Below are 20,361 nucleotides of genomic sequence, written 5' to 3' on the forward strand. Positions count from 1 at the left end.
CAGGGGCACGGCGGGGGTGCCTTCGGTTCGCGGCTCCTCCTCTTCACGCTGCCGTGGGGTACGCCGATGACAGTGATGGCAACAACTTCACCTGGTCATCGTGGATTCCGGCATGCTGCATCACCGCCCGCCGCTCATCGGGCGGATACGCGCCCGACAACAGCAGCAGGGCATCCTGGCATTCGATCTCCCGGCGGTACTTCCGATACGAGATGTCGATGCGATCCCACAGCCCGCGCAGTCCGCGCTCCGGGGGCAGTACAACATGTGGATACAAGGTGGTGAGCAGCTTCCAGATCGGCTTTAGGCGCCGGAAGGCGCGCAGATCGTCGTAAGACCGACGGATTGCCGCCGCAGCCCGCCACAGGGCGGAGAAATGCAGGCCGAGCACGCTGGCAAGTACGGCAGCCTCGGTGAACACGAAGTTGAGCACGCTGTACCAGGTGAACCAGCTGCTCGCCATGAGTTGTGCAGCCACGAGAACCAGGCGGTTGATGCAGGTGACCGCGTACGCGACCATTCCGATCGCACCCACGCCGACGCCAATGGCGATGTGGCCGTCCACGATCCGGGTGATGCGCACGCAGGCAACCGCGGATACCGTCGAACAGTAGAGGAAGAATAGGTTCCCGATGATGTAGATGCTGACAATCTTCCAGTCGCCGGTGTACTGGTTCTGCAGCGGGTTGGTGCGCTGAGCGGGCGGCGTCGTCGCCATCAGCACGGCCAGGAGCACACTGACCAGGCAGGCAGACACGAACAACCGCCCGCGCCACCAGGAATACACGCCGCTGCGCCCCAGCGGTCGCCAGAGATACGTAGCCAGGAGCGCCAGGCTTACGGACACACCGGTGTCCATCGTGATCGACGCGACTCCGGGAATGCTCTCGAACGGAATGCACTGCCGGACGACCGGAATGCCGGCCAAGGCGGCGACGGTGAAGCTGCACAACGCCACGATCAGCATCGTCGCCTGTTGGTCGCGCGGCGGCCTCAGACGCAATTCGACAGTCTTGACCACCAGGGCGACGCAGAGGAAACCGGACAAGAAATACTGGAGTCTGATCGCCATGTGGGATCAGCCCCCCGCAAAGTATCTGTGCACGTCCCACGCGATGCCTGGCCCGGAGCAGTCGTCAGCCAGTTGCTCGGCGAATGCGGCGGCGAGCAGTTCGGCCTCACGCTCCGAGTTGGAGTCGTAGGCCGACCGGAGGCGCAGGACTGCACCCCCCGGAGCCACGTCGGCGAGTACGGGGAAGGCCGGTTCGTATCCCGGGAGGGTCTCTCCTTCGTGCTCGCACAGAATGTGGGCGAGTTCATGCAGCACGATGTGATCGCGGTGGCTTCCGGTGGCCAGTTCCTGCACGACCACGACATCATCGCTCGCGCGCGAGATCCAGACCCCCATCGGGCCCGGAATCGGCAGCCTCCATTCGACGACGCGTATCGGCCGAGCCCGTAACGAACTCATCTGGTCGCACAGTTCGTAGGCGGTCGCGTACGGCTCGAGCCGTAGCGAGCGGACGAATTTTCGGCAGGAGTGAATATTCGATAGTCGAGCAGCATTCACGTCTTCCCGTCCATCATGTCGAGGATCGCGATGAGTTGATTCCGCAATTCCGGGGTCATCTTTCCAGCGCGCATCGCGATGTGTCGAATCTGCTGGTCTACGACCGGCGAGAGCGCTTCGTTGCCTGGAGTGGAATCCCTCGTGCCGGAAGCACCCGACGCGAGCCAATCGACGCTGATTTCTGGATATCCCTCAGGGAGATGGTCATTGAAACACCGAACGAGTGCGACGACCACGGCGATGGACGGGTTCGTATACCGTCCGGACCGGAGCATGCCGAGGTAGCTGCGGGACAACTTGACGCGGTACTTGTCGTCGGACCGGCTGATCAAGTCGGCGACCTCACCGGTGCTGAAATTGTGCCACCGACTCTCGGCATCGCGAGTCCCCGCGATCGAGAACAGGTAGTTGAGCCGATCCGCAAAGGTCTCGCCGCCGCCCTGAAACTCCATCCCTGCCGCTCCGTTTGTCGAGGAATCCGATTGTGAACAGCTGCCCGTTCGAGGCGACGGCGGGTGGGCGCCGTGGCTCTGCCGGGTGCACGAATGGCGACGTTCGCCAGTATACTTGCGCTCCCTGAGCGCGGCCAGGGTCACCGCTGGGCCAGGGAGCCCCGGACCGACTGGGCGTACTTGGTTACCTCGGCCGCCTCATCCGGTCCGAGCGGACCCGACCGTGCCGCGGCCACGTTGGCGCGGAGATGTTCCGGCCGGGAGGTTGCCGTCAGCACCGAAGTGACCTGGGGCTGCGCGAGCACCCAGCGCAGCAGTGCCTCGCTCCACGTGGTGCAGCCGAGCTCGCGCAGCCACTCGGTGGGCGGTGGCGTCGTAAGCAGCTCACCCTGACCGAACGGGCGCATGACCAGCACGCCGATGCCGGCTTCGCCGGCCGCCGGCAGAATGTCCTCGGCCAGCTCAGATTCCGCTGCGTTGAGGTTGACCTGTACGAAGTCGACCAGGCTGTCGGCGACTATGCGGGTGAGGTCGGCGTGGGTGCCACCGAGCCCGAAGGCACGATCCAACTGGTAGGTGACACCGGTGAATCCGACGCGTCCGGCCGCCTTCTGCCGGTCGAGCCACTCCAGGTTGGCGCGCCAGCCATTGAGGTTGTGCACCTGCAGCAGATCGATCGAGGAGCGCCCGTAGGCGCGGAGCTGATTCTCGAATACGGCCTCAACCGCCCCGGGGTCGCTGTCCCAGATCTTGGTCGCAATGAAGAACTCCCGGTCGGCGTGAAGCAGCGCTGCGAGATTGGGCTCCGCGCGGGAGTAGACCGGGGCGGTATCGACGAGTTCGACGCCGGCCTCGCGGGAGGCGCGAAGCACCTGCGCGAGCCGATCCAGGTCCGGATGGTCGAACGTGCGCCATGTGCCGAGTCCGACCACCGGGAGGTCGATTCCGGCCTTGCGGGCCGTACGCCGGGGTGCTGTCAAGGTCATCGGTGGTCCCTCCCAAGAAGGAATGGTGTTCAGTCCCAATGGATTGCGTAGAGCCGGTCTGGATCAACGAGCCGGCGCTCCGGAAACCGGATGCTCGATCAGCCCGGCGTTGATCAGGCTGGCGGAACCCGCCCGTCCACGGCGCCGGCGAAGACCACCAGCCAGCCGCGTCGAGCAGTTCGTCGCGTGGTGACGAGCGGTCGTCCACCTGGGTTGATCGGCGTGCTTCAGTAAAGGCATTCGGTGCTGCCTCCTTGGCGAAGCGCAGCGCCACGAGGAACGTGTGGCCGGGATGACGGGAGTTCACACGAGACCGACGGGGTGGGTTCGCACCTCGTGTTGCACTGTCCGAAGACATCCCCGCTCCCCTGGCCCCCTCCAGGGACAATCCAGTGCCGGACAGTGACCGCCGTCCTTGCCTCGGAGGCGTCTTGTCCGGTCCGGCGACGCGCACGTCCGCGCCTCTCAAACGCCGGCTGGTTCCTTCTCCGGGGCCGGGGCCGTGACCTGCACGGCGTCGAGCAGGCGGGGGAAGCGGGCGTCGAGGTCGTCGCGCCGCAGCGTGATGATCCGAGTGGTGCCCCGGACTTCGGTGTGCATGACGCCGGATTCGCGCAGCACCTTCAGGTGGTGCGAGAGTGTCGATTTAGCGATCGGGTAGTCGAGCTGCCCGCACATGCGGGAGCCCTCCAGGTACATGACACGCGCGATGTCCCGGCGGATCGGGTCGCTCAGGGCATGCAGGACCTTGTCCAGGGAGATGTCCCGCCGATCCGGGTGGTAGAGCTGGGTGCGCATTCGCGACCTCCTTGTTGGCACGTGCCCTGGCGCGGCTCTCTTCCCGAAGCAAAGCCCCGACCCGCGTCATTCAATGTTCTACGATTATAGAACGTCACCAGGTGGACGGGCACCGTCCGGGGCGCGCGCCGTCCACTGCCGCGAGCCCCGGCCTGCACCGTCAGTCGTGCGGTGCGCGGCGCAGCACATTGATGCGCTCCTCGGACCGCCGACGGGAGACCGTGGCCGTCGGGATCAGAGAGGCCAGACGGTAGGCGCCGGGGAACACGTCACCTCCTGCCACTCGCCCAGGTAGTGGCGCCAACTGCGTGCGACATTCGGCGCGTTCCAGCCGGGAGTGTCGGTTAGGTCGGTCACCTCGACCGCGGTGGTCACTACTCGGGAAGGAGCACGATCTTTCCGCCGGTCCCGCCCTGCTGTCCGAGTTCGAGCGCCTCCGCGGCCCGCGACAGCGGAAAGCGGGCGGCTATGGGCAGTTCGAAGGGGCTGTGTCCGATCAGGTCGAGCGTGGATGCCAGCTCCAGTGGTACGTGGTCGAGGTACTGAACCCCTCGGGTCTGGGACTGAGGGTCCGGCACGATCGTGACCCGGCGCGGCGCGGCGTCCACCAGGCGTACCGCGACATCCGTGGGCTGGGGCCCGCCCGCACAGTCGACAGAGGCGTGGAACGGGCCGAGCCCGGCGAGCCGCTCAAGGAGGCCGTCTCCGTACTCGACCGGCGTGGCCCCAAGGTGCCGGAGCAGATCGTGGTGGCGGGCCGAGGCGGTGCCGATCGCCTCGGCCGCGCCGAGGAGCAGGGCAAGCTGGACGGTGGCGAGGCCCACCCCGCCGGACGCGCCGTGCACGAGGAGCCGCTCGCCCGCGCGCAGCTTCACTTGCCGCAGGGCCGAGTACGCGGTGCCCGCGGCCACGGGCAGGACGGCGGCCTGTTCGGCGGAGAACCGGCCTGGCTGGGGGGTGAGTTCGTCGGCCTCCTGGGAGGCGGGTACAACCTCGTGGGCCCGGAAGGCGCCGGGCCGCCCGTGGCGGATGACGGAGTCCCCGACCCGGAACCGCCGTACACCGGGCCCGACATCGACGACGACGCCCGCCGCCTCGACCCCCAGGCAGGCGCCGGGCAGGTCCAGCGGAACGTACTCCTGCACGTCGCCCCGGAGGATGTTCCAGTCGATGGGGTTGACCCCGATCGCGGTGTAGCGGACCACCACCTGGCCAGGGCCCGGAGAGGGAACGGACACGTCGGCAAGGTACAGATCGTCCGAGCTCCCGTACCGGTCGAAAAGCATGGCCGTGCTCATGCGTCAGCCTCCTGGCGGCGGAAGGCCCCGGCCGCCGCGTACACCACGAGCGAGAGCAGGTAGGCGGCGACGGTGAAGGCGGCGACGCCATAGAAGCCGTCGACGTTGGACAACAGGACGCCGCCGACGGCGCCGCCGATGGTCGTCCCTATGTACATGGCTGCGTTGGCCAAGGAGGAGACGGTGCCGCGGGCGGTCTCGGTCTGCTGCTGCAGGACGCTCATGAACACCGGGAAAACGAACCCGGCGACCACCATGACCAGCGCGAGCAGAACCAGCGCCGTCACCAGATTCGGCGAGAGCGGCACCAGGCAGTACAGCACCGCCATGGCCAGCACCCCGCTCAGCAGCGAGCGGTAAAGCCCCAGGCGCCGCACCAGGCGGGTGCCGAACAGGGAGCCGACCACATTGCCCGCCCCGACGGCCATCATGGCGGTGCCCACGGAGCCGACACTCAGCTCGAAGTCCTTGGTGAACCAGGAGCCGAAGAAGGAGATGGCCTCGAAGTTGCCGGTCTGGAAGACCAGGTAGCCGAGGAGGAACCAGCGCAGCCGACCGCTGCCGAACACCGTGCCATAGGTGCCGAAGATGGCGCGAGCCCCGTTTCCGGAAGCCCCCGGGCGGGGCGGCACAGACGGGAAGAAGCGAGCCAGCACCAGCCACAGCAGGGCGGACACCCCACCGATCGCCCAGAACGGCAGGTGCCAGGAGGCCGTCGCGAGCCAGCTGCCCAGCGGAATGCCGACGAACTGGGCGATGGACAGGCCGGCCGTGGCGAACCCCATGGTGCGGACGATCTGCTCCGGCTTCACCAGGCCAGGGATGGACGCCCAGATCTGCGGCGAGACGAACGCCGCGCTCACTCCGGCGAGGAACCGGAAGAGGATCATCGTCCAGAAGTCCTGCGCGAAGCCGCAGAGTGCGGTCATCACGATGAAACCGACCAGACCGGCCAGCAGCACCCTGCGACGGTCTCGCCCGTCCGACAACGGCCCGGCGACCAGTGCGAAGACCGCGTAGCCGAGCGCGTAGGCGCTCACCATCCAGCCGGAGATCTCCGAGGAGACGTGGAAGGTGCGGGCCAGGGTCGGCAGCAGCGGAGCGACGAGGAACGTGTCCGTGCCGATGACGAACATGGTGGCGAAGGACAGCAGGGAGACGGTCCGGGCAGACGGAGCGGACCCGCCGGCGCCCGCTGCCGGGGCGACCGTGGTCGGGGTCGAGGCAGCACTGGTCATGTCATCACCGCCGAGGTTCGGTTGAGCTTCTCTTCGACCGGGGTGATCACGTCGGTCGCATCCTCTCCGAGCACGGCGGGGACTCTGGCGTGGTTGTCCATGGCCTGTTTCAGGACGAATGTGCGCAGGGACGGAGGACTCATCGTTTGGCTCCTGACATCGTCGGATCGGGATCTGACAGCCGATCCTTAATTCGTTGTTCGTGAAACATCGAAGTAGCACGCATGCTAACAGGGTTCAGGCCGTCACCCCAAGGGGGTTCGGCCGGTGTGCGGCAGGTGCGCGTACTCAGATCGGATGCGGCGGGGTACCGAAGGCCGACCAGGCGCCGGTTCCGGGCTGCAGGGAGTGGCCCTCGCCGCGGCGGACTTGTACGGCCGGGTCCTGAACGGCCTTGCAATCGAGGATGGATGGCAGGTCCTTGCCGGCGAGGCGGCCCGCGACCGCGGCATGCCGCTCGATCAGCGACCCGGACGAGACGCGTACGCCTACGCCCCGAGCACTGCGCCCGCCCCCCAGCCGATTTCGGCAAGGGCAGCGGGGTGGGCGGTGGAGGAGAACCAGGGCCGCCGACCTGCCGGTGACCTCGCTCACAAAGACCTGCCGCCTGTTTGCAACAGCACTAGATGCCAGCATACTAGCTAGTATGCAAGTATACGCTTCAGACCCAGGGGGATGGGTTCATGGAGGATCGATTTCAGGGTGGCTCCTGGTTCCGGCACGGCGCGGTCGTTGACGAATCCGCAGTCGGTCGAGAAACCTTTGTCGGATTTAGGGTGGTTCTGCGCCACGCGACGGTGGGCAACGGCGCTCAAATCGCCGCTCGCGCGCAGATTCTTGGCTCGCGAGAGCAGCCGGTGCGGATCGGCGACGGCGCCTGGATCGGCGTCGGCGCGCGTATCGCGCCCGGGGTTCGCATCGGTGAACACGCCATCGTGGGCGCCGGTTCCGAGGTTCACGAAAATGTCGGGGCACACACCATCAGCTACGGACGGCCCGCCGTGGCGAGAGGGACGATCACGACGCGATTCGACGAAGGCGACGGCATTGAGGGCGTGCTGGCGATCGTGCGAAAGCGTCAAAAGCATGACACCACACGACTTTTCCCAGGAGGGCCGTCCGACCCGGACGGTTACTTCGACTGCGCGGCGACCCTCGGCCAGGGGGTCGCCATCGGCCGCGCGGCCATCATGATCGGGCGCCCCGACGGTCCGAGCCCCGACGGTGGAATCACGGTCGGCACGCGGACCGCCCTCGGCGACCACCTCGTCGCCGAAGGCGGCGGCGGGCTGGCCATCGGGGCCGACGTGACCCTCGGCGATGCCGTGACGATCACGACCTCCACGCACGAGCACCGCACTCCGGGAAGGCCATGGACGGCCGCCCCCGTGTACATCGCCACGGGGGTCGTGGTCGGCGACGGCGCCACCATCGTCGGACCGGTCCGGATCGGCGCGGGTGCGACCATCGCCCCCGATGCCGTCGTGACCAGGTCCGTCGCCTCCGGCGAAACCTCGAAAGGCATCTTCGGATGAAGGTTCTGTATCTGCCCGCCGAAACCGGAACGGGCCACAACATGCGAGCCCTCGCGGTCGCCGCCAAGGTGCGCGAACTCTTCCCGGGGTCCGAGCAGCACGTATATCTCGGCTCGAAGAGCGCGATATTCAGGTCGATGTTCGAATCGATCGGGACCCGGGTGCACGTGGGGCCGACCGAACGAGATCATGCCAACACTTCGCAACTTGGCAAGAGTTTCGACTGGACCACCTACGTCACCAAATACCTGAACCAAACGTTCATCAGCGGCGACAAGATGCTCAATGCGGTCGCTCTGATCGACTCCGTCGAGCCCGATATTGTTGTCAGCGACTACAACATCGCGGCCAGCCTCGCCGCCGAGGTGTCGGGCGTGCCCCACATTCTGATCACCGAGCGCTACGATTTCACGCTCGGGCAGCTCGACAACAAGAGCCTGGTCGACGCCGGCTTCACCGTCGAGAATCCGGCCGAGGTGGATGCCATCCGCTCCGCGCTCACCACCCTGTTCGACTGGGTGACGCGGCGCGCCCGCGCGGTGCTCACCGACAAACCGCCCATCGAGGAACTCGACCGTGGCACCCCGGTGCTCCGCGCGATCGCCGCCGGTAACGGCCATTTCACCGGACCGATCGTGCGCGAGGAGTGCGCCGCCGACCCGGCGCCGCGCAGTGCGGTCGACGAAAAATTCGGACTCGCCGGATCGCAGTACATCGTCGCCGGGGTCGGCGGCACCGCGATGTTCACCGAGAACAGGGACCGCCTGCTCGCCAACTATCTCACCGCCTTCGAGAAGCTGCGGACTGCGCATCCGGAGGCCCGCCTCGTCCTCATCGGGCGACAGGAGTTCTCCGAGGACATCGACGGCGTGGTGTTCCTCAATTACGTCACCGACTGGCACTCACTGGTCAAGCACGCGAAAGTCGTGCTGTCACCCCCGGGGTGGATCTCGGTGACGGAGATGGCGGTGATGAACGCACCGGTCGCCTATGTACTCAGCGGCTACAACGAATATCACGAACTCGAGGCAATGCGCCGGCTCGCGCTGCTCGGCTATTCCACGGTGACCGAACCGGATGCGGCGGCACTGCTGGACATCCTGCAGGAGGCGTTCTCCGAATCGGATTCTTTCGCCCGAGCGACCGCCGCGGCTTCGCGGGCGATCGCACCGACCGTTAACGGCGCCGAGGTGGCGGCCAAATTGATAGCACAGGTGGTAGCCGAAGCCCGCGTGCATCAGGAAGAAGCCAGCGCGGCCTGGCCGCGCAATACAGGAGGAGGGGGAAATTGAAAGGCATCATTCTCGCCGGCGGAAATGGCACCCGACTGGCCCCAATGACCAGCGTTGTCTCCAAGCAACTGCTGCCGATCTACAACAAGCCAATGATCTACTACCCTTTATCGGTATTACTGATGGGAGGGATCACCGAGATCCTGGTGATCACCCGCCCCCAGGATCTACCGATGTTCGAGCGCCTGCTCGGTGACGGCAGCCGCTTCGGTGCGCACATCGACTACGCCGTCCAGGACACCCCGCGCGGCCTGGCGGACGCCTTGATCGTGGGAAGGCGGCACGTCGGCACCGACGACGTGGCACTCATCCTGGGCGACAACATCTTTCACGGCCACGACTTCGCTTCCATCGTGGCCGACGCGATCAAGAACAATGTCGGCGCGACGCTGTTCGGATACGAGGTATCCGATCCGGAACGCTACGGCGTCGCACGGCTGGACCGTCATGGTGCGCTGATCGATGTGGTGGAGAAGCCCACCGACCCGCCGAGCAAACTGGCCATCACCGGCTTCTACATCTACAGCAACGAGGCGTTGGACGTGGCGGCCGGGCTGACCCCGTCGGCGCGCGGTGAACTCGAAATCACCGATGTGAACAAGTATTTCGTTGATCGGGGCCTGGCCCGGATCGTCCCGCTGACCGGCGGCTTCGCCTGGCTCGACGCCGGCACGAGTGAGTCCTACATCGACGCCTGCAATTACGTGCACGCCATCGAGACCCGGCAGGGACGCAAGATCGCCTGCCCGGAGGAGATCGCCTTCGACGCCGGGTTGATCGATACCGACGAACTGCTCGTGGCGGCCGAGCAGTTCGACTCCTCCGAGTACGGAAGCTACCTGGTGCAGCTCGCGAACAGGAGCGCGGCATGAGGATCGCGGTGACCGGCGGCGCCGGATTCATCGGCTCGAACTTCGTCCGTGATCTCGTCGCCGGACGGTTCCCGGTGCTGGACGTCCAGCAGATGGTTGTCATCGACAACCTCACCTACGCCGGAACGCTGAGCAACCTGACGGACGTGCTCGACGACATCACATTCCACCAGACCGACATCTGCGATACCGGGACGGTCACCCGACATCTCGCCGACTGCGATGCCGTCGTGCACTTCGCGGCGGAGTCGCACGTGGACCGGTCGATCAAGTCGGGACTGCCGTTCATGCGAAGCAATATGTTGGGTACCCAGTCCATGCTGGAGGCGGCGGCGGCCGCAGGTGTCGGGCGGTTCGTGCACATCTCCACCGACGAGGTCTACGGATCGGTCCCGGTCGGCTCGTCGAGCGAAGACGCTCCTCTGGCGCCGAATTCGCCGTATGCCGCGTCGAAAGCCGGATCGGATCTGGCGGCACTCGCCTTCGCCCGCACCCACGGTCTTCCGGTCACGGTGACCCGGTGCTCGAACAACTACGGCCCCTATCAGAACGCCGAGAAGGCGATCCCACATTTCGTTACAACCCTGCTGGGCGGCGGCAACATCCCGCTCTACGGGACGGGGACCAACGTACGTGACTGGCTGCATGTCAGCGACCACGGAAACGCGGTGGCACAACTGTTGGCCGGTACACCCAAGGAGTCGATCTACAACATCGGCGGCGGCTTCCAGCTGACCAATCTCGAACTGGCACGCATCATTCTCGACGAGATGGAGCTGGACTCCGATCGAATCTCGTTCGTGCCCGACCGGAAGGCCCACGACGCACGTTACTGCGTCGACGACTCGCGACTCCGTGACGAATTCGGCTATCGGCCGCAGCGGGATTTCGCGACGACCATCCGGGAAACAATTGCATGGTATTCGGACAACAAGAGCTGGTGGCACGAATGACCGATTCGACTCTCTTGGCTGCGCGACTGATTTCGGGCGACGAGCCGCCGTCGGCGGTTTTCTCCTACGACGAGAAGATCATCACCCAGGAAAGCCTGCTGGTCGACGCCGCGCTCGCCGATCTCATCGCCAACCGCCGCGACGAGACCCCGTCCGGTCCGGGCTTTGTAGACCGTTTCCGGGATCCCGTCGGCGGCGGATTCCACGAGGTCCTGGAACAGTACGGCGTGGTGTCCATGGCCGGACGCCATCGCAGGCTGGGCTCACAGGCGCTGGCATACCTGGCTGCGATCACCCGCGCCGACATACTGGGGGAAAAGGAGGCCGCCGAGCGGCTGCGCGGTGAATTCGATGCGCTGCTGTCGCGGGCATTCCAGGCCCGTTTGGCGACCACCTATCTGCCGGGACTGGTCCAGCCGATCGATCGCCAGCGCCGCTTGACCGATGTCGCGTTGGCACTCATTGCGATCCAGGGCACGGACATCGACGCGGCGGTGACGTCGAACCTGTCCGATGCGCTGTTCGCATTCTTCGACGACGACAAAGGCGTGTTCTGGGAAGTGGTCGAGCCGACCGGCGAGCCCGATCTGCTCGAAGGTCACTACGTGACCGGGAACGCGCTGGCTCTGCTGGCCCTCTACCGGCTGGACCGTGCCGGTCGGGCCTTCGACCGCGGAAACTACGTCCGTCGGCCGCTGCGCTATATCTCCGAGCATCATCCACACCCGCTGTCCGGCGGGTACTGGAACCGCAGCGACCACACCGGAAAGGTCAGCATCGCCGCTGATCTCGCGCTGTTCAAGGGCAAGGCCTCGCCCTTTCCGAAGAAGGACATAGGTGACCACGGCCTGCTCTTCGGGGCTGCCCGGGCCTGGGCGGACGAGTTCCCGGACGAGAGCGCGCCGCTCGTCACCACCTGCCTTGAGCAGGTTGGCACCTACTCCGACGGGTCGGGAATCTTCCAGGGGCAGGGGAACTGGTTCTCCACACCGGTTGATCCGACCGTGCCCCTGGCGCGGCATGTGATGGTTCCGCCGCGCACCCCCGGCGGGTTCAACGTCGGCAATTCGGCCTATGTGCTGTTCGGCAGCAAGTTCGCCGCAACTCAACTGATCTGGGAGTTCTTCGACCCGAACGGTGCCGTCCGAGCGGGTGTGCAGCCGGCCGAGTGGGGTAAGCCCGACGAGGCGGCGACGCTGACCCGCGTACCGTACGTGCCGGATCTGACATTCGTGGCGACCGGCCCGATCGACGCACCGCAGATGCGCGTCGGCGACTACCTCACTTGGCTGGATTCCACGCGGGTCGGGCCCGGCCACGGCCTGACGCCCTACACAGCACCGCTGTCGTTCCGCGCCGACAACACGCCGCAGAACTTCTCAGCGGTGCACGTCATCTCCGATCGGATGGCGCTCGGTCTGCCGCTCGATGACAGCGAGTCGACTCGCCTGACCGGCTACCTGTTCGCATCGCAGAACAGTGACGGCGGCTTCGGCGAGGCCCCCGGGCTCCCGTCGGAACTGTTCACCACGTACTGCGTCGTACTGGTCGCACACGTCCTGAAGCGATGGGACTTCGACGTCGAGCGCTGCCGCGAATTCCTACGGCGCTGCCAGCACCCGCACGGCGGGTTCGGCAACTTCCCCGGGTACCCGGCCGACTCCTGGCACACCAATCTCGCCGTGCTCGCCTTGCATGCGATCGGCGAGCCGACCCGGTCACACGAGCATGCGGCGTCATACATCCTCGCCTGCCGCAATGCCGACGGAGGTTACTCGAGTGTGCCCGGCGGCCCGTCGGAGTCGTTCTCGACCTTCCGTTCCGTCGACAGCCTCATACCGCTGGGATTCCAGCCGCCGCAGGCCGAGCGGACCGTCGACTATCTGCGGAGCCTGCAGTCAGCCGACGGCGGATTCCACTATGGCCACGGGCGCGCAGTGAGCTTCGTCGGCACGTATCACGCGGTGGCCGCGTTGTACCTGCTCGATGCCGAGCCCGCGGATGCGTCGGCGTGCATCGACTGGATAGCGGGCCATCAGAGCCGGGACGGCGGGTTCTCCCGGCAGTTCGATGCACCATCGGACACCACCGACGAAGGATTCATTGCCGTGCAGGCCGTGTTGATGCTCGAAAAGAAGCTGAACAAGTACTGGGCCTCGATCATGACGTGATCTCCCGGCGTGCCGCCGGCTCCCCGCAGCTCGATGTCAGCCGCGCGCGCCCCGGACAAACAGCGCACCGGCGGTGTCCTCGTCGAAGCGAACACCCCGCCCGCAACAGGCTCTTGCGAGGCCGCGCGCCCTGAGGGAGCACGGCCTCGCCCTGCCGGCCGACCGCCGGAAGGCGCCCAAGCACGTCACCACGACCCGGTGCGAACCGTCACTCGCCCTGGCCGCACTCGTTCTCACGCGCTTCGCCCACAAGATGATCAATCCAATGACCTAAGGGTGTTACGAATGGACTCGTATCCCGAATTCACGGCGCCACCTGCCATGCCGTCATCGACACGAATGATGCTGCACAACGAAGGATCCACGACCGTGCTGCTGCAGTCACTCGTGGGCTCCGCACTGTCGGCGGAGGTGTTGCCGGAGATCGACATCGGCTCGATTCCGCCGTCCGTACATCTCGCCCGGGTCTTCGGCACCGGCCCGCACGCCGATCTCGGCATCCGCCGCTCCCGGCTGCGTGACGCTACGGGCGCCGTGGTGAGCGAGAACATCATCACCTTCTGCGGGAACGACCGCGATTACGTCATACCCAGCGGAAAAACTCCCTTCGGGCTGCATACCCGACGCCTCGGGCTGTTCGAACGACGCCGGATCTTCGGAGCCGGAGTCACCACCGACCCATTCGGACTGCTGCCCGCAGGGTCTCCCGGCCGCGTCTACGAAATCGAATTCTCCAATCGAGTGCGGGTGCTCGTACACGAGGTCTTCAATCCCCGGTTCGTCGCGACCAACGCGCCGGGTACGGTCCTCGTAAAGGGCGACCGTCCGGTGACAGGCATCACGCAGGTCGCACCGGGCGAGCATCACCAGCCGCGGTGGCCGGTCGAGTCCGAGGTGCAGCACGTTCGCAAAGTCCTGGCCAGCGTCGACCCGCTGGTGTCGGCCGCCGACTGCCGTAACCTGCACGCCGAACTCGCGGCGCCGACCTTCCTGCTCCAGGCCGGGGACTGCGCGGAGACTTTCCGCGACAACACGCCCCGCTCAGTGGTGAACCGAATCGCGTTACTGCGCACAATGTCCGATCGGATCGCGGCGGCATCCGGTACCCGGGTCGTCACGGTCGGCCGGATCGCCGGCCAGTACGCGAAACCGCGCTCGGCGACGGTCGAGCGCCGCGGTGAGCTCACCCTGCCTTCCTACTTGGGTGACGCCGTGAACTCCGTAGAATTCTCTGCGCGCGAACGAATCCCCAATCCGCGCAACCTGATTCGCGCCTACCAGGAGTCCAGCAAGACTTTGTCGTTCATGGCCGGCTCGGGCGTGTTCACCTCTCATGAAGCGCTACTGCTTGACTACGAACGGCCGCTGAGCCGGCGCAGCCCGGACCATGGTTATCGGTACGACCTGTCGGCGCACCTGTTGTGGATCGGCGAACGCACACGGTCCCTGACGGGTCCGCACATCGAATTCGCCGCGGGGATCGCAAATCCGATCGCGGTGAAGATCGGGCCGAAGTGCACGCCGGAGGAACTTCTCGCCCTGCACGCCGTGCTCAACCCGGACAACGTCCCCGGGCGACTGACCTTCATCCTCCGCATGGGCCGTGCCCAGGCGTACGAACGCACCCGCGTGTTGCTCGCCGCCGCGGCGGACGAGGGACTGGCCGACCGCTTCGTCAGCGATCCGATGCACGGCAACACGGTAGCCAGTGCCGCGGGCGTGAAAACCCGGTCGGTGCTGGCCATCGAAGAGGAGCTTCGCGCATTCTTCGACGCCTGCCGCGATACCGGGATGTCCCCGGGCGGAATCCATCTGGAACTGTCCGGCGACGGCGTCACCGAATGCGTCGATACGGAGATCGACGACGCCTATCTGGCCGCCAACTACCGTACCGCCTGCGACCCCCGGCTCAATCCGGCGCAGTCGCTGCGGCTCGCGGAACTCGTCGGCGAACTGCTCGACGCGATGCCGGCTGTGTCACCTGGACTGACTGTGATGGCTTGACCTGAAATTGGTGTCATTTCATCGCTTCCGGTTCATTCGGCCCGCCCGCAGCGGGACAGTTTGATTCACGGTTTCCGAAAGGAGGTACCCCTGCGTCCGACGGCATTCGGTCTAACAGGGTCGCCTTGCTCACCTTGACCTGCTCGATCGCGTGTGGCGGACTCCGTCCGGTGCTCACAAGGTCGGCTACGTGCCCGGCCTCACGCACGCACCCCCGACCGGCACCCCCGCGCTCCTTGCCCCACCGGGGGAGGACGACGTGCTCCGCTTGGCCGAACGCGGCACCCGCATGCCGTAGTTGAGTCGACACACCAGCCCGGAGGTCAGTCGAGGAGTAGGGGATTGGGCAGGGTGGCCGCGGGGTGCATGCGAAGGAGAGTGTGAAGGACTCCTGAGAGGCCGGACATGAGGCTGGGGGAGAACGCTTCGCGGGCCAGGCCCCCGACCGGGCCTCGTTGTTCGAGGCCGGTGAGGATTTCGGCGTCGAGGTCGGAGGGGTCGCCGAAGTTCAGGGATGTGAGGAATTCCCAGAGGCCGAGGTCGCCGTGGCACAGGGTGTGGCTCCAGCCGAAGCCCTCGGCGGCGCAGGCGCGTGCTGCGCGGTGCGCCATGTCGAGGTGGGCGGGATCGCCCGCGCGTCGGTGGAGATCGAGCATGCCGATACCGACCCCCGCGCTGCCGTGGCACCAGCTGGTGAAGAAGTCCTCCTCGGCGCCGATGCGGACGTCGCGCCAGTTGCCGTGCTCGGGTTGGTAGAGGGACTCCTGGTAGGCGAAGGCCCGCTCGGCGAGGTGGGCCCAGCCGTGCCGTTCGGCCGCGGAACCCGCGTCGCTGAGGGCGAGCCGGGTCAGCGCCCAGCCCATCCCGGTGGCGCCGTGGGCGAAGCCGCCGATGCCCTCGGGGTTGAGCCGGGTCGTCCAGCGGGCGCCGCTCGCGTCGACCGTGGCCAGCGCGGTCAGCCGGCGGCCGATGTGCGTGGCGGCGCCGAGCCAGCGGTCCTGCCCGGTCGCCGCGGCCAGGTTGAGGAGGGGGACGACTCCGCCGGCCGCCCCGTTGAGGAGGTCCACCTCGACGTCGTCCTCGACCAGTCGGCCCTCCGCGAGCAGCAGGGCCCTCTCGGCGGCCCGCTCCAGCAGCCAGTCCTCACCGAGCACCCGGTGCAGCGCCAGCCACGTCCACACCTGCGACGCGGCACCGCTGAACGCCCCGGGTGACGGCGTCGGCGTCCGGTCCTCGGTGCCGACCAGCACCCGCAGCGCCCCCTCGAACGTCTCGGCGACGCCCGGCACCTCGTCCGCCCGCCCGGCCCGCACCTCTCTCACGTACTCCGCGAGCGTCAGCGCCACCCCGCCCTGCCCGGTGTAGAGGTCGGCGGGCAGCACCCTGATGGACCACCCCGCGGGGGTGAAGACAGGGCTGATCCAGGTGACCGTACCGTCCTCGCCGCGCACCGCCCCGTCACACAGCCTCCGTACCATCTGCGCGGCCAGGTCGCGGCGGCGCCGCTCCCGGTCACGGGCGTGCGGGTCGCGGGCGGCGGCCTGCACCCGCTGAGGCAGCGAACGCTCATTGAGGTACGCGCCCACCAGCGCGTCCTGGATCACCGACTCCTCCAGCGCCAGGTCGGTGGTGCGCCAGTCCTCGACGGTGGTCCGTACGGCGGCCGCGTCCACGGTGAAGCTGAACATCGGTACGTCGCCGGCCAGTAGGTCCGCGATCTCGCCGTCGATGGCCGCGCGGTCGGTCGGCGCACCGGGCAGCACCTCGGCGTTGCGCCGCAGGATGTCCCGGGCCCGCTCGAGTGCCGCCGCCTCATCGTGCAACGACGCCGGGTGCCACAGCATCCGGCCGATGTCGACGTACGCCTGCGTCGGCCGCAGGATCCGCCGCGCCTGGGCGCCTTCGAAGCGGCGTAGCAGCCGGTACGGGTCGATCCCGGGCCGGCGCAGGTGCCCGGTCATCTCGAGGAAACCGGCCAGGATCCGGTCCCAGTACGCACTCAGCACCGGGGTGGGGCTGGGGTGGTTGCCCGCGGTGGGCATCGCCACCAGGTCCACCTGGAAGCGGGCCGCCGCGCTGCCGCCGTCCGCGATCACCGGGTTCGGGATCAGCGGCTGCTGGCCGGGCAGCGCCCCGACCCCGGAGATGTCCACCCCACCGAGCGCGAAGCCGGTGCCGCGTACGGGCAGCAGTCCGGTACGCAGCACCGTACGGCGGATGGCCGCCGCCGCCACGTCCACCGCGTCGCCCCGGCCGCTGGGCGGGAAGGGCGCGGGGGCGTCGAAGAGCGTCTCGGCGTCCACGATCACCGGCACCGGGCCCGCGGCGATCATGTTCTCGGCGTGCATGTCGGTGCCGCCGGTGAAGCGGAGGACTGCCAGCCAGTGTCCGACGTTGCGGTAGAACGCGGCGAGTTCGGCGTCGTCCGCGCAGTAGCGGTGGCGGACGAACTCGGCCCAGCCGTAGCCCTCGCGCGCCAGCGTCCGCGGTACCCGGATGCGCTCATCCGGCGCCGGGGCACCGGGGAAGTCCGCATAGAGCTCGTCCAGCAGCGCGCCCAGCGCCACGTCTGCCTCGGACGGCCGGGGCTTGTACATGACGCTCCCGCCGGCGAAGTCGACCCGGCTGACCGTCAGGCCGCCCCGGTGGGTGTCGCCCGCCCCGAACGCGACGGCTCGCATCTCCCCGGCGGGTCCCCCCAGCAGCGGCCGCAGCAGTTCGCGGTCCGCGGCGAGCCGTTGCGCGAAACCGGCCGCCGCAGCCACCGACAGCCGCGCCACCGACGCGATCCGCGGGCCGGCGCTCGGGTATCGGCCGGCCAGCCGGTCGAGATAGCCCTCCTCACCGGCCTGCTCGATGAACGCGGCCCATGTCCTCGTGTCGGATCCGGCCCCTGCGCCCTCGGCGGCCCGCCCGCCGCCTGCTGCCATGCGCAGCGCGTGCAGTTCAATCAGGAACAGGCGGGACAGCTTCGCGTGCAAGGACCTGAGCAGGGCGGTGTGGCCGGCCTCCAGCACCGCTTCCCGTTGTCCCCGGCCCAGGGCGTCCACGGCGGCCAGCCGCCGGGCCAGCTCTTCCCGCCACGGGCGGGCGATGTTTCGTACGGGTTGGGCGAACCACTCCGCCTCGTCCCTCTTTTCCGGCGCCGATCCGCTCACCGTCCACCCTCCCCATTCCGCCGCACGTTCGCGCCCTCCAGGCGCCCAAAGGGGCGCGGGGAACTGCGCGTTCACGGGTGCGGACGCATCGTGGCTTGGCACGCAGTTCCCCACGCTCCTGTTTTTCGAACCGCACTCCTCGAACCGCACTCCGCAGCGGCGCCCCCAAAGAAGCGCACTCCGCAGGAGAAGCGGTCAGGAAGCGCGCCCCGGAGAAGGCACTCCGTAGGAAGTCCCTCCGCACAGGGCCCTAATGGCGCGGCAGGCGATCAGCAGCACCAGCTGCCGTGCGACCCACTCGGGCTGGAACAGAAGCCGTAGAGGGAGTCGCTCGGGTCGGTGAGTGCGGCCTCGGCGGCGGCGCCGCCGACGTAGAGCGGCCCGGCGGGGTTGGTCTGGCCGTACGCGCTCTCGGCGCCCGACAGCCAGGCGTCGAGCACGGCGGTGGTGGGAACACTGGTCTGGGGCATCAGCAGCCTCCGGACGTGGGGATTGGGACGGATTGCCCAGCCCTGAGTATCGCCGGATTCGAACACCCGTCAGACGACCAATCTGGCCAAAGTCGTTTGGTGTTCGTGCCGCGTACCGCTATCTGTGGGGCGGGCGGGTCGCCGGCACGGCCGAGCGCTGACCGGGCGGATGTAGCGGATTCCGGGCCCCCGTACGCCCTTTGGGTCGGACCACAGATGCGTGTGCGGTGGCCGGAGGAGAGCTTGCTACGGCAACCCGTGCGGAATCCTTCGGCGAAGGTGATCGCTGCGAGACCGGCGGGGCAGCGTCACCCGCTGAGGCCGATCAGCGACCTCAGGCGTTGGCCAGAGAGATCTCGGTGGACTTGATCAGCGCCACGACGGAGGAGCCGGACGAAAGGCCGAGGTCGGTGACCGCGTCCTTGGTGATCGCGGCGGTCAGTTCGCCGCCCTCGACGTTCACCTTCACTCCTGCCATGGCGCCTCCCGCGACGACGTCGGTGACGGTGCCAGGGATCTGGTTGCGGATGCTCACACCCTCGACCGGACCGGTGGCCAGAGCTACTTCCGTGGACTTCACCAGGGCACGCACGGAGGAGCCTTCGGCGATGTCCAGTTCCTTGACCGCGTCAACCGTGACGGCCGCGGTGATGTCCTGCCCGCCGGTGAGGCGGATCTTGACGGCTGCCATGACCTCGCCGCGGGTGACGCCGGTGACGATGCCGGGAAGCTGGTTGCGGATGCTCAGACTCATGGAGGAAACACCTCGGTCACGTGGGGGATATGCCGGACTTCACCTGCTCTACTCCGGGAACTGTAGTCACAGTCGCAGCAGCCGCTTAGCTGCGCATCGCAAGCACCAGGCAGGCGGCGCACATTGTGCGGCAAACGCGCGTCTGAGGCCCGTCGTTCGCGGCTCCATCAAGTCCGATCCGGACCAGCTACCTCCCGGGTGTACACGACACCGGCATCCCGCATCCGATCAATTGGCTCTTCCTCCAGTGAACTGGCATCTGCGATGGATAATCGCATCTAAACTTGCATATGCCAGGGAGATCGCTCTAGCGTGTCGCTCATGCAGTCCTACACCATCGGACAGGCGGCACGTCTGCTCGGCGTCAGTCCCGACACCGCGCGCCGCTGGGCGGATGCCGGGCGGGTCGCGACCCATCGCGACGACAGCGGCCGCCGCCTTATCGACGGCCGTGATCTGGCCGCCTTCTCCATCGAGGTCGCCCAGGGCGGCAACGGCGAGGACGACGCCTCCTACACCTCGGCGCGTAACGCCTTCCCCGGCATCGTCACCGCCGTCAAGCTCGGCGACATCGCCGCGCAGGTCGAGATCCAGGCAGGCCCGCACCGGCTCGTATCACTCCTCACCAGGGAGGCCGTGGAGGAACTGGGTCTGGAGGTCGGCATGCAGGCCACCGCCCGCGTGAAGTCGACCAGCGTGCACATCGACCGCACCTGACCCTCACGCAACCAAGCGGCGTCGCCCCTCACCGGCGCGGCTCATCACCATCCGCTCGGACGGCACCAGCCGACCACGTCCTCAGGGAGTTCC

18 protein-coding genes are annotated in these 20,361 nt (G+C 67.4%); 7 read left to right on the forward strand and 11 right to left on the reverse strand.

Annotated elements, in window-relative coordinates; genetic code table 11:
* Positions 1-43 precede the first annotated feature (43 nt).
* The 8 genes from OG729_RS09580 to OG729_RS09615 all read right to left on the reverse strand — a co-directional run bounded on the left by OG729_RS09580 (position 44) and on the right by OG729_RS09615 (position 6,485).
* Positions 44-1,072 carry an MAB_1171c family putative transporter gene (locus OG729_RS09580; RefSeq protein ID WP_405805527.1) on the reverse strand — a complete coding sequence of 343 codons (1,029 nt, stop codon included), beginning with the start codon at positions 1,070-1,072 and terminating at the stop codon, positions 44-46.
* A 6-nt stretch (positions 1,073-1,078) separates the two neighbouring features.
* On the reverse strand, positions 1,079-1,408 hold the full coding sequence (locus tag OG729_RS09585) for a hypothetical protein (protein ID WP_405805529.1): 330 nt from the start codon (positions 1,406-1,408) through the stop codon (positions 1,079-1,081).
* Positions 1,409-1,566: 158 nt separating this feature from the next.
* Positions 1,567-2,022, reverse strand: a complete 456-nt coding sequence (locus OG729_RS09590; RefSeq protein ID WP_405805531.1) for a hypothetical protein — start codon at positions 2,020-2,022, stop codon at positions 1,567-1,569.
* Between the two features lie 140 nt (positions 2,023-2,162).
* Complete coding sequence (locus OG729_RS09595) at positions 2,163-3,008, reverse strand: aldo/keto reductase (RefSeq protein WP_405805533.1); 846 nt, start codon at positions 3,006-3,008, stop codon at positions 2,163-2,165.
* A 465-nt stretch (positions 3,009-3,473) separates the two neighbouring features.
* Positions 3,474-3,806 carry an ArsR/SmtB family transcription factor gene (locus OG729_RS09600; RefSeq protein ID WP_405805534.1) on the reverse strand — a complete coding sequence of 111 codons (333 nt, stop codon included), beginning with the start codon at positions 3,804-3,806 and terminating at the stop codon, positions 3,474-3,476.
* Between the two features lie 374 nt (positions 3,807-4,180).
* Positions 4,181-5,104 (reverse strand): NADP-dependent oxidoreductase, encoded by a 924-nt coding sequence (locus OG729_RS09605; RefSeq protein WP_405805536.1) that lies wholly within the window; start codon positions 5,102-5,104, stop codon positions 4,181-4,183.
* Entirely contained in the window at positions 5,101-6,342 is a 1,242-nt protein-coding gene (locus tag OG729_RS09610) for an MFS transporter (RefSeq protein WP_405805538.1), read from the reverse strand. Before OG729_RS09610 ends, OG729_RS09605 begins: the two co-directional genes overlap by 4 nt.
* Positions 6,339-6,485 (reverse strand): hypothetical protein, encoded by a 147-nt coding sequence (locus OG729_RS09615; protein ID WP_405805540.1) that lies wholly within the window; start codon positions 6,483-6,485, stop codon positions 6,339-6,341. The genes OG729_RS09610 and OG729_RS09615 overlap by 4 nt, the downstream gene beginning before the upstream one ends.
* 540 nt (positions 6,486-7,025) lie before the next feature.
* Between OG729_RS09615 and OG729_RS09620 the strand changes: the two genes are divergently transcribed.
* From OG729_RS09620 to OG729_RS09645, 6 genes are all read left to right on the forward strand, one after another.
* A complete protein-coding gene (locus OG729_RS09620) occupies positions 7,026-7,877 on the forward strand; it encodes an acyltransferase (protein WP_405805541.1) in 852 nt (283 codons plus the stop codon).
* Positions 7,874-9,169: a hypothetical protein gene (locus OG729_RS09625; protein ID WP_405805542.1), complete on the forward strand. Its 1,296-nt coding sequence runs from the start codon at positions 7,874-7,876 to the stop codon at positions 9,167-9,169. Before OG729_RS09620 ends, OG729_RS09625 begins: the two co-directional genes overlap by 4 nt.
* The gene (gene rfbA / locus OG729_RS09630; RefSeq protein WP_405805543.1) at positions 9,166-10,041 is read left to right on the forward strand and encodes a glucose-1-phosphate thymidylyltransferase RfbA; all 876 of its coding nucleotides are present in this window, start codon (positions 9,166-9,168) and stop codon (positions 10,039-10,041) included. The genes OG729_RS09625 and rfbA overlap by 4 nt, the downstream gene beginning before the upstream one ends.
* Positions 10,038-10,994: a dTDP-glucose 4,6-dehydratase gene (gene rfbB / locus OG729_RS09635; protein ID WP_405805545.1), complete on the forward strand. Its 957-nt coding sequence runs from the start codon at positions 10,038-10,040 to the stop codon at positions 10,992-10,994. The genes rfbA and rfbB overlap by 4 nt, the downstream gene beginning before the upstream one ends.
* The gene (locus OG729_RS09640) at positions 10,991-13,165 is read left to right on the forward strand and encodes a prenyltransferase/squalene oxidase repeat-containing protein (RefSeq protein ID WP_405805546.1); all 2,175 of its coding nucleotides are present in this window, start codon (positions 10,991-10,993) and stop codon (positions 13,163-13,165) included. The genes rfbB and OG729_RS09640 overlap by 4 nt, the downstream gene beginning before the upstream one ends.
* A gap of 198 nt (positions 13,166-13,363) precedes the next feature.
* Positions 13,364-15,169 carry a 3-deoxy-7-phosphoheptulonate synthase gene (locus OG729_RS09645; RefSeq protein ID WP_405805547.1) on the forward strand — a complete coding sequence of 602 codons (1,806 nt, stop codon included), beginning with the start codon at positions 13,364-13,366 and terminating at the stop codon, positions 15,167-15,169.
* Positions 15,170-15,492: 323 nt separating this feature from the next.
* Here OG729_RS09645 and OG729_RS09650 read toward each other — a convergent pair whose 3' ends face one another.
* The 3 genes from OG729_RS09650 to OG729_RS09660 form a co-directional block, all read right to left on the reverse strand.
* The gene (locus tag OG729_RS09650) at positions 15,493-18,327 is read right to left on the reverse strand and encodes a type 2 lanthipeptide synthetase LanM family protein (protein ID WP_405805548.1); all 2,835 of its coding nucleotides are present in this window, start codon (positions 18,325-18,327) and stop codon (positions 15,493-15,495) included.
* 269 nt (positions 18,328-18,596) lie between these two features.
* Positions 18,597-18,797 (reverse strand): DUF6229 family protein, encoded by a 201-nt coding sequence (locus OG729_RS09655; RefSeq protein WP_324976219.1) that lies wholly within the window; start codon positions 18,795-18,797, stop codon positions 18,597-18,599.
* Positions 18,798-19,131: 334 nt separating this feature from the next.
* On the reverse strand, positions 19,132-19,551 hold the full coding sequence (locus tag OG729_RS09660) for a TOBE domain-containing protein (RefSeq protein WP_360870273.1): 420 nt from the start codon (positions 19,549-19,551) through the stop codon (positions 19,132-19,134).
* A gap of 321 nt (positions 19,552-19,872) precedes the next feature.
* Between OG729_RS09660 and OG729_RS09665 the strand changes: the two genes are divergently transcribed.
* Positions 19,873-20,268: a helix-turn-helix transcriptional regulator gene (locus OG729_RS09665; RefSeq protein WP_360870270.1), complete on the forward strand. Its 396-nt coding sequence runs from the start codon at positions 19,873-19,875 to the stop codon at positions 20,266-20,268.
* Positions 20,269-20,361 lie beyond the last annotated feature (93 nt).

The organism is Streptomyces sp. NBC_00210, from assembly GCF_045160975.1.
Lineage (GTDB): Bacteria > Actinomycetota > Actinomycetes > Streptomycetales > Streptomycetaceae > Streptomyces.